This is a genomic window from Nocardia vinacea NBRC 16497, assembly GCF_000308835.1.
GTDB lineage: Bacteria > Actinomycetota > Actinomycetes > Mycobacteriales > Mycobacteriaceae > Nocardia > Nocardia vinacea.
Genome location: NZ_BAGN01000217.1, coordinates 48,535 through 56,351, shown reverse-complemented (window position 1 = coordinate 56,351; position 7,817 = coordinate 48,535). Strand labels below are relative to the sequence as shown.

7 protein-coding genes and 1 pseudogene are annotated in these 7,817 nt (G+C 66.8%); 5 read left to right on the top strand and 3 right to left on the bottom strand.

Annotation, left to right across the window (positions count from 1 at the left end; genetic code table 11):
* Nucleotides 1-167: 167 nt before the first annotated feature.
* Nucleotides 168-833: an NADPH-dependent F420 reductase gene (locus ON44_RS30325; protein ID WP_040696234.1), complete on the bottom strand. Its 666-nt coding sequence runs from the start codon at nt 831-833 to the stop codon at nt 168-170.
* 91 nt (nt 834-924) lie between these two features.
* Between ON44_RS30325 and ON44_RS30320 the strand changes: the two genes are divergently transcribed.
* From ON44_RS30320 to ON44_RS30310, 3 genes are all read left to right on the top strand, one after another.
* Nucleotides 925-1,308 carry a winged helix-turn-helix transcriptional regulator gene (locus tag ON44_RS30320; RefSeq protein WP_051182604.1) on the top strand — a complete coding sequence of 128 codons (384 nt, stop codon included), beginning with the start codon at nt 925-927 and terminating at the stop codon, nt 1,306-1,308.
* Nucleotides 1,309-1,438: 130 nt separating this feature from the next.
* Nucleotides 1,439-2,674 (top strand): sensor histidine kinase, encoded by a 1,236-nt coding sequence (locus tag ON44_RS30315; RefSeq protein ID WP_040696232.1) that lies wholly within the window; start codon nt 1,439-1,441, stop codon nt 2,672-2,674.
* Entirely contained in the window at nt 2,671-3,360 is a 690-nt protein-coding gene (locus ON44_RS30310; protein WP_040696229.1) for a response regulator, read from the top strand. The genes ON44_RS30315 and ON44_RS30310 overlap by 4 nt, the downstream gene beginning before the upstream one ends.
* A 132-nt stretch (nt 3,361-3,492) precedes the next feature.
* Here the strand turns inward: ON44_RS30310 and ON44_RS30305 are convergent, their stop codons facing one another.
* Both ON44_RS30305 and ON44_RS30300 read right to left on the bottom strand, forming a co-directional pair.
* Nucleotides 3,493-3,825 (bottom strand): hypothetical protein, encoded by a 333-nt coding sequence (locus tag ON44_RS30305; protein ID WP_051182603.1) that lies wholly within the window; start codon nt 3,823-3,825, stop codon nt 3,493-3,495.
* Between the two features lie 92 nt (nt 3,826-3,917).
* A complete protein-coding gene (locus ON44_RS30300; RefSeq protein ID WP_040696227.1) occupies nt 3,918-4,781 on the bottom strand; it encodes a DUF3109 family protein in 864 nt (287 codons plus the stop codon).
* Nucleotides 4,782-4,944: 163 nt separating this feature from the next.
* Between ON44_RS30300 and ON44_RS30295 the strand changes: the two genes are divergently transcribed.
* Together ON44_RS30295 and ON44_RS54415 are read left to right on the top strand one after the other, a co-directional pair.
* Entirely contained in the window at nt 4,945-5,976 is a 1,032-nt protein-coding gene (locus tag ON44_RS30295) for a Ppx/GppA family phosphatase (RefSeq protein WP_040696226.1), read from the top strand.
* A 1,472-nt stretch (nt 5,977-7,448) separates the two neighbouring features.
* Nucleotides 7,449-7,697: pseudogene (locus tag ON44_RS54415) on the top strand (Rv0497 family membrane protein); the annotation flags it as partial.
* Nucleotides 7,698-7,817 lie beyond the last annotated feature (120 nt).

The following is a 7,817-nucleotide window of genomic DNA, read 5'->3' as shown; positions in this document are numbered from 1 at the left end:
CCACAACACGTGCAACTGGATCCGAATCGGCCGAGTTTCGTGAATCTTCCGGTGCGGGGTAACCCGGGCTGGTAAGCCGTATCCGGCCCGAGCGTGCACCTCTCGCGCATTCAAGCTCGAATCCGCGGGGTATGGGCGGTGGTGCACGCTCGGACCGGGTCCGGTCGCTAGTCGGCCACGGCGAATGCCGCCTCCAACGGCGGGAAGATCGCGCGGGCATCCGCACCGCCGAACCAGAGGCCGACGGTGAAGACCGAGGTGGCCTCGAGATATTTGGCCTGATGCAGTCCGCCCGCCGAAACCGGTTGCAGCCCGAGATCTTCCGTCAGTGCGGCGACCTGTTGCACTGCGGAAGCATCGTCACCGCAGATCGGCACCGCCAGCCTGCGGTCCTCGAAGACGCGGGCCGGTGATTCCCACACCTCGGCGGCACATACGTTGAACGCCTTCACCACATTCGCCTCGGGAACCGTCGCCGCGATGCGAGCGGCGACCGCGTCCTCGGACAGTACGAAAGCCGGAACTCCTTGCGGCGCGGCCGCGTCCGGGAGGAACGCGTTGGTGCAGTCGATCACCGTCCGTCCGGCAAGTTCTCCGCCGATTTCACCCAATACTTCGTCAAGGGCACTTACCGGCAGCGCCAACAGCACCACCGCCCCGAATTCGGCAGCCGCGCCGGTACTTCCGCCCCGCGCTCCATGCCCGATGGTTGCTGCCAGCGCATCCGCGGCCGCACGGGACCGCGCGCCGATGACGACCTCGTGCCCGGCCGCGGCCCAGCCGCCGCCGAGTGCCTTCGCCATCGCACCGGCCCCGATGATTCCGATTCGCATATCAACTCCTGTTTCGGGATGTATTCGGCACCGACGCTAGGGATTTCGATAGGCACCCGAAGGTGCGCAATGACGATGGCAGGCTGGAGTCATGACGGTCGAACATGCCGAACCCGTGGAATTCGCGCCCTATGGCGACTACGAGGCCGACTGCCCGGCCCGCCTCGGCGTCGACCTGTTCGGCAACCGTTGGCTCGCGGTCATCGTCTACATGCTGCGCGACGGCCCGATGCGCCCAGGTGACCTGCGCACCGCCATCGGCGGCATCAGCCAGAAGATGCTCACCCAGACGCTGCGCCGCATGCAGACCATGACCCTCATCGAGCGCCATCGCTACGCCGAGGCCCCGCCCCGCGTCGAATACGAACTGACCGAAGCCGGACGCGATCTGCTCATTCCGATCTACGCCCTCGGCGAATGGGCCGACCGCCACGGCGACTCGGTGCGGTCGGCAATGTCGGATTCGGAGGAGTGAGAACGATCCGGACGCTGTCGCGCGAACAACGCGTAAACAAGCGGCTAACGGGCCTGGAAGTGCCCATGACCTGCGCGAAACTTCGCACACCCCGAGTTGGGTTGTCGGTCGGCGACCGTACGATTCAAGTGTGAGTGTTCCCCAGGCCGTCCTGCTGGCAGTCCTCGCGGCTGTCGTCGGCCTGGCAGTCGGCGGGCTACTGATCCCGTTCATGAACGCCAGGCAGGCCGCTCGCAGACAGGCGGATTCCGGTCTCACCATGTCCCAGGTGCTCGACCTGATCGTGCTCGCCTCCGAGAGCGGAATCGCGGTCGTGGACGAATACCGCGATGTGGTACTGGTCAATCCGCGCGCCGAGGAATTGGGCCTGGTCCGCAACCGGCTGCTCGACGAACGCGCCTGGGCCGCGGTGGAGAAGGTGCTCGCCACCGGCGAATCCACCGAATTCGATCTCACCGCGAAGAACCCGATGCCCGGCCGCAGCCGGATCGCGGTGCGCGGAGTGGCCAGACAGTTATCGCGCGAAGAGACCAGCTTCACCGTGCTGTTCGCCGACGACGATTCCGAGCAGGCCCGCATGGAGGCCACCCGCCGCGACTTCGTCGCCAACGTCAGCCACGAGCTCAAGACTCCCGTCGGCGCGATGAGCCTGCTGGCCGAGGCCATGCTGGAATCCGCCGAAGATCCCGAGGCGGTCCGGCACTTCGGTCAGCGCGTACTCGGTGAATCCCGGCGCCTCGGCAAGATGGTGACCGAGTTGATCGCGCTCTCGCGACTACAGGGCGCGGAAAAGCTACCCGAGCTCGAGGTGGTCGACGTCGACTCCGTGGTCACGCAGGCGGTCGATCGCTCCCGCACCGCCGCCGAGGCCGCGGGCATCACCGTCAGCACCGATCGTCCGAGCGGACTCGAGGTGCTCGGCGACGAAACCCTGCTCGTCACCGCACTGTCCAACCTGGTGGAGAACGCCATCGCGTACTCACTCGCGGGCTCCCACGTTTCGGTGAGCCGCTCACTGCGCGGCGATCACGTCGCGATGGCCGTGACCGACCGCGGCATCGGTATCGCCAAGGAAGACCAGGAGCGGGTCTTCGAACGATTCTTCCGATCCGATAAGGCACGCTCGCGCGCCACCGGTGGCACCGGGCTCGGCCTGGCTATCGTCAAGCACGTGGCGGCCAACCACAACGGTGAAATCACCCTGTGGAGCAAGCTCGGCACCGGATCGACGTTCACCCTGCGAATACCTGCCCACCATGAAGCCGACGGCGAAGAAGAAGCCGACGGTTCCGCGGTGAGCATGAGAGAAACACACCCGCGCCCCATGGGGCCGGGCAGACCGAATGGTGTGGAGGCACGCAGATGACGAGTGTTCTGATCGTCGAAGATGAGGAGTCGCTGGCCGATCCGCTCGCGTTCCTGCTGCGCAAGGAGGGATTCGAGGTCACCGTGGTCGGTGACGGACCGTCCGCGCTCGCCGAATTCGACCGCTCCGGCGCCGATATCGTGCTGCTCGACCTCATGCTGCCCGGCATGAGCGGCACCGACGTGTGCAAACAGCTGCGCACCCGCAGCGGGGTCCCGGTGATCATGGTCACCGCGCGCGACAGCGAGATCGATAAGGTGGTCGGCCTGGAACTCGGCGCCGACGACTACGTCACCAAGCCGTACTCGGCGCGCGAACTGATCGCCCGCATCCGGGCCGTGCTGCGCCGCGGCGCGGGCGATGAACTGGACGGCGGCAATGAGAGCGGTGTGCTCGAGGCCGGACCGGTACGGATGGATGTCGACCGCCACACCGTGCACGTCAACGGCAGGCAGGTCACCCTGCCGTTGAAGGAATTCGATCTGCTCGAATATCTGCTGCGCAATTCCGGGCGAGTGCTGACCCGCGGCCAGCTGATCGACCGGGTCTGGGGCGCCGACTACGTCGGCGACACCAAGACCCTCGACGTGCACGTCAAGCGGTTGCGCTCGAAGATCGAAGGCGATCCGGCCAAGCCGGAGCACCTGGTGACGGTGCGTGGTCTCGGTTACAAGCTCGAGGCCTGACCACTGATTTCGTTAGGACATGGGTAACTCGCCGGGAACGCCCATAACCGGACCCTAAAACCGACCGTCGGCCCGCGACGTAAGTCTCCGGGCACCTACGACCGGCAAAAGGTCCGGGGAGGCGGGGGAGTATCAGGGCAGGTAGACCCAGGTGGGGCCGATGCCGGGGACGTCCTGCTTGTGCAGGGTGATCCAGCCGAGATCGTCTTCCTGCATGCAGTCGTAGACATCCGCCGCGCTGGTGCCGCGGCAGGCGATGGTGCGGCTGAGGCCGTACGGGCTCATGATCAGGTTCTTGCCATTCGCCTGGGCGTTCAGCGCCTCAGGGGTGTTGGCGGGCAGGAAGTCGGCGGTGAAATCGGCGTATTTGGCCGGGTCGCCGTTGGGTTCGGCATGCGCCGCGCCGGTCAGCGCGGCGGTGGCGCCGAGCGCGATGGCGGTCAGGGTCAGGGCTTTCTTCAACATGACCGCACATCCAACCGCATCTGAGTAAAGCCCGCATGGCGAGCAGGTGAATCACCCGCTATGCAAACCTCACGTGGTGGACGTTGGATAGGTCACGCCGACTGGTCTGCGACGTGGTCGTCGGATCTCATGCGATTTGCGTGCACGGTCGCGGGATGGATCGCGATCAGGCCGAGTCCCTCGCGGCGCTTGCAGTGTCTGGCCAGCTCTTCGTAGGCGGGTGCGCCGAGTAATTCCTTCAGTTCGGGACCGTAGGACTGCCACACCGGGCGGGTGCCGACATGGGCGTCGGGGGAGCCGGAGCAGTACCAGTCCAGGTCCTCGCCGCCGGGCCCCCAGCCGCGCCGGTCGTATTCGGTGATGGTGGTCTTCAGGATCTGCACGCCGTCTGGGCGCTCCACCCAGTCCTGGGTGCGCCGGATCGGCAGCTGCCAGCACACATCTGGCTTCACCTCGAGCGGTTCGATGCCCTTGCGCAGCGCCATGGTGTGCAGCGCGCAGCCGACGCCGCCCTCGAACCCGGGGCGGTTCAGGAAAATGCAGGCGCCGTCGAAGCGACGGGTGCGCAGGGCGGGCTCGTCCTCCAGCTCGTCGAGCTCCAGATAGCCCTTCTTGGTGATCTTGCCCTCGGCGTCGGTCGCCTCGTCCATCAGCTGCCAGTCGCTCGGTGTGAGCATTTTCACAGCATTGGTCAGACGCTTGCGATCGTCCTTGTCGGAAAGGAACGCACCGTGCGAGCAACAGCCGTCATCGGGGCGGTCGCTCAGAATTCCCTGACAGGCCGGAGTTCCGAAGACACACGTCCAGCGCGACAGCAGCCAGGTCATATCCGCGACGATCACATGCTCGTCGTTTGCGGGATCCACGAACTCGATCCATTCACGGGGAAAGTCGAGATCGACCTCCGGCGCCGGATCGATCTTCCCCGCTGGTCGGGGCCTCTTGGAGCCGCTCACGACTCCACCTCGCCCGCGCTCGGCTCCGTCGCGCGCGGCGTCGCGCTGCGCTTGCTGATTCGCTCGCTGCGCTCACTCACTGCTGCGCCTACCGTCACACTCCAGGACGCTAACAGTTCAGTCGGCTGGGCTAAAGGGCCGGTTCACCCAGTACCGTATTCATGTGCGGCTTGGGGTACTCGATGTCGGAAGCAATACCGTCCACCTGCTTGTGGTGGACGCCCATCGCGGTGGTCACCCGATGCCGATGAGCTCGACAAAGGCCACTCTCCGGCTATCGGAGAACATGGACTCCGACGGCTGCATCACCGTGCAGGGGGCCGAACGGCTGATCGCGACGGTGGCCGAATTCGCCAGCATCGCCGAGACTTCCCGCTGCGTCGAGCTGATGCCGTTCGCGACCTCCGCGCTGCGTGAGGCCGCGAATTCCGATGAGGTACTCGCCAGGGTCCGCGCCGAAACCGGCGTCGAGCTGCAGGTGCTCGCCGGTGTCGACGAGGCCCGGCTGACCTTCCTCGCCGTGCGCCGTTGGTACGGCTGGAGCGCGGGCCGGATCCTCAATCTCGACATCGGCGGCGGCTCACTGGAAATGACCAACGGCGGCGACGAGGAACCCGATCTCGCGACCTCGCTGCAACTCGGCGCCGGACGGTTGACCAGAGAATGGCTGCGCGAGGATCCACCGGGCAAACGCCGCGTCGCGGTGCTGCGCGATTGGCTCGACGCGGAACTCGTCGCACCCGCGAAACAGCTGCTGGACGTGGGGAAACCGGATCTCGCGGTCGGCACCTCGAAGACGTTTCGGTCGCTTGCCCGGTTGACCGGAGCGGCACCCTCTTCGGCCGGGCTGCGGGTACGCCGTACACTCACCAGCTCAGGTCTGCGCCAACTGATTGCGTTCATCTCGAGAATGACGGCGGCGGACCGTGCAGAATTGGAAGGCGTAAGTTCCGATCGGTCACAGCAATTGGTGGCTGGCGCACTGGTCGCGGAGGCGAGTATGCGGGCACTATCGCTGGATAGCCTCGAGATTTGTCCGTGGGCACTGCGCGAGGGGCTCATCTTGCGCAAACTGGATACCGATATGAACGGCGGACCGAGGGCTACGGCATTGCCGGGTTCCGTCGCGGAAACGAGCGGTAAGCCGGTGCCCGGCGGCGGTCTATCGGGCCCGATCGAAACGGTGTCGTCATGAGTGAGGATTCCAAGCAGCTATCGGTTGCCGAGCTGCTGGCACGCAACGGCCAGCAGGGCGCGGCATCGTCCGGTGGCGGCGGGCGGCGGCGGCGCAGTGGTCGCGGCATCTCGGTTGCCGAGCTGACCGGTGATCTGCCTGCCATTCCGGTGGGCGGCGGCGGTGGCCATTCCGCGCACGCCGCACCCGAGGACGACGAACCGGCGTACGAACCGCCGTCGTACGAATCCAACGGATACGAATCCAACGGTTACGACGCGTCGGGTCACCAACCTTCCGGTTTCCAGTCCGGCGGGTACGCGGGGGCCGGTTTCGAAACGCCTGCGCCGGAACCCACTTCGTACGCCGCGCCGGAGCCGGCGCCGTACGCCGCACCCGAATTGCCCAACTACTCGCCGATGTCGGGGCCGATCACCCGATACGACCCGCTCTCGGCCTACGCCGCTCCGGAGGCGCCCGCCGATCCGCTGCCCGCGCCGGGATATTCGAGCCGGGTCATGCCAGGGCGGGAAATGCCGGGCGCGGATTCGTCGCGGCATGCCGCACCCGCGGATCCGCTGTCTGCGCCGATATCGGGCCTTTACGCCCCGGCACCCGATCCGTACGTCCCGGCACCTGATCCGTACGCTCCGGCACCTGATCCGTACGCCCCGGCGCCTGGCCCGTATTCGCGGGACCCGCTTGCCGATGGCGCTTCGGGGGTCGGCTCCGGACGCACCGGCCGCCGACGTCGGCATGCCGAACCGGAGGAAGAGACCACCGACGTACAGCCGCTGCGCGATCTCGGCCGTGGCATCGGTGCCCCGCCGGAAAGCCCGCCGAGCGGATCGAGAACAGGCGGCCGGGCCGCCCGGAGACGTGCGGCCGAGGCAGCCGAGGCCGAAGCCGCACCCTCGACCGCGGCATGGTCGCCGTCCACCAACGGTTTCGCCCCGGAGTCCGCGCCAGTGCCGATGTCCCCGCTGCCGGACGGTCGGGCGCGCGGTGCCCATCCCGAGCCGCCGGATCAGCGAAGGTCCGCACGGCGGGACGGTCCGGCCGATGGCGGTCTGCCTGCCTGGTCGGCGCGAAGACATGTACCGACCAAGAACGATGCGCCCGAGTCCGAGAGCATCCCCACCGCCGCATGGTCTCTGGCGAGCCAGGATCAACAGCTCGTCTCCGGCCAGACCGTAGCGGGCGACCTGCTGCGCGACGAAGTCGAACGTGCCGAGGCCGCGCGGGCGAACGGGCGCGCCGCCGAACGCAACGGGCGTGGACGACGTGGCCGATCGAAGCCCGCCGAGCCAGAGGTGTACGACGGTCTCACCGATGTGTACGAACCGTTCCCGACCGGTGATGTCCTCGACGACGAGGAGGATTTCGACGACGACGATGTCGATTCGGATCATTCGTTCGCCTCCCGCCTGTCCCCGAGACGCGCGCGCTCGCGGGTCGCACGCAAGTCGGAGTACGACGCCAATCGCCGCCAGTGGATGATTCTCGGCGGTCAGAGCACCGGCGCCGCAGTCGCCGGAATGTTGCTCTTCAAGGGCTTCGAGCGCATGTGGGAAATGCTGCCGTGGGTGGCGCTGTGCCTGGCGATGATCGTGATCCTGGGCCTGGTGGCGCTGGTGCGAATACTGCGGCGCACCGATGACATCCTCAGCACGGTGATAGCCGTCGTCGTCGGCATCTTTGTCACCCTGGGACCGCTAGCCTTTCTACTCAGTACGAACTGAGCAGGGAGCAGGCTGTGGGGAACATCGGGCAGGCGGACGACACCAGAACGGCGAGCGTGGCCAGGGGGCCCGCTCCCGATCCCGACGTGCGTACCGAACCCGATACGCCGGTCGAAGCGA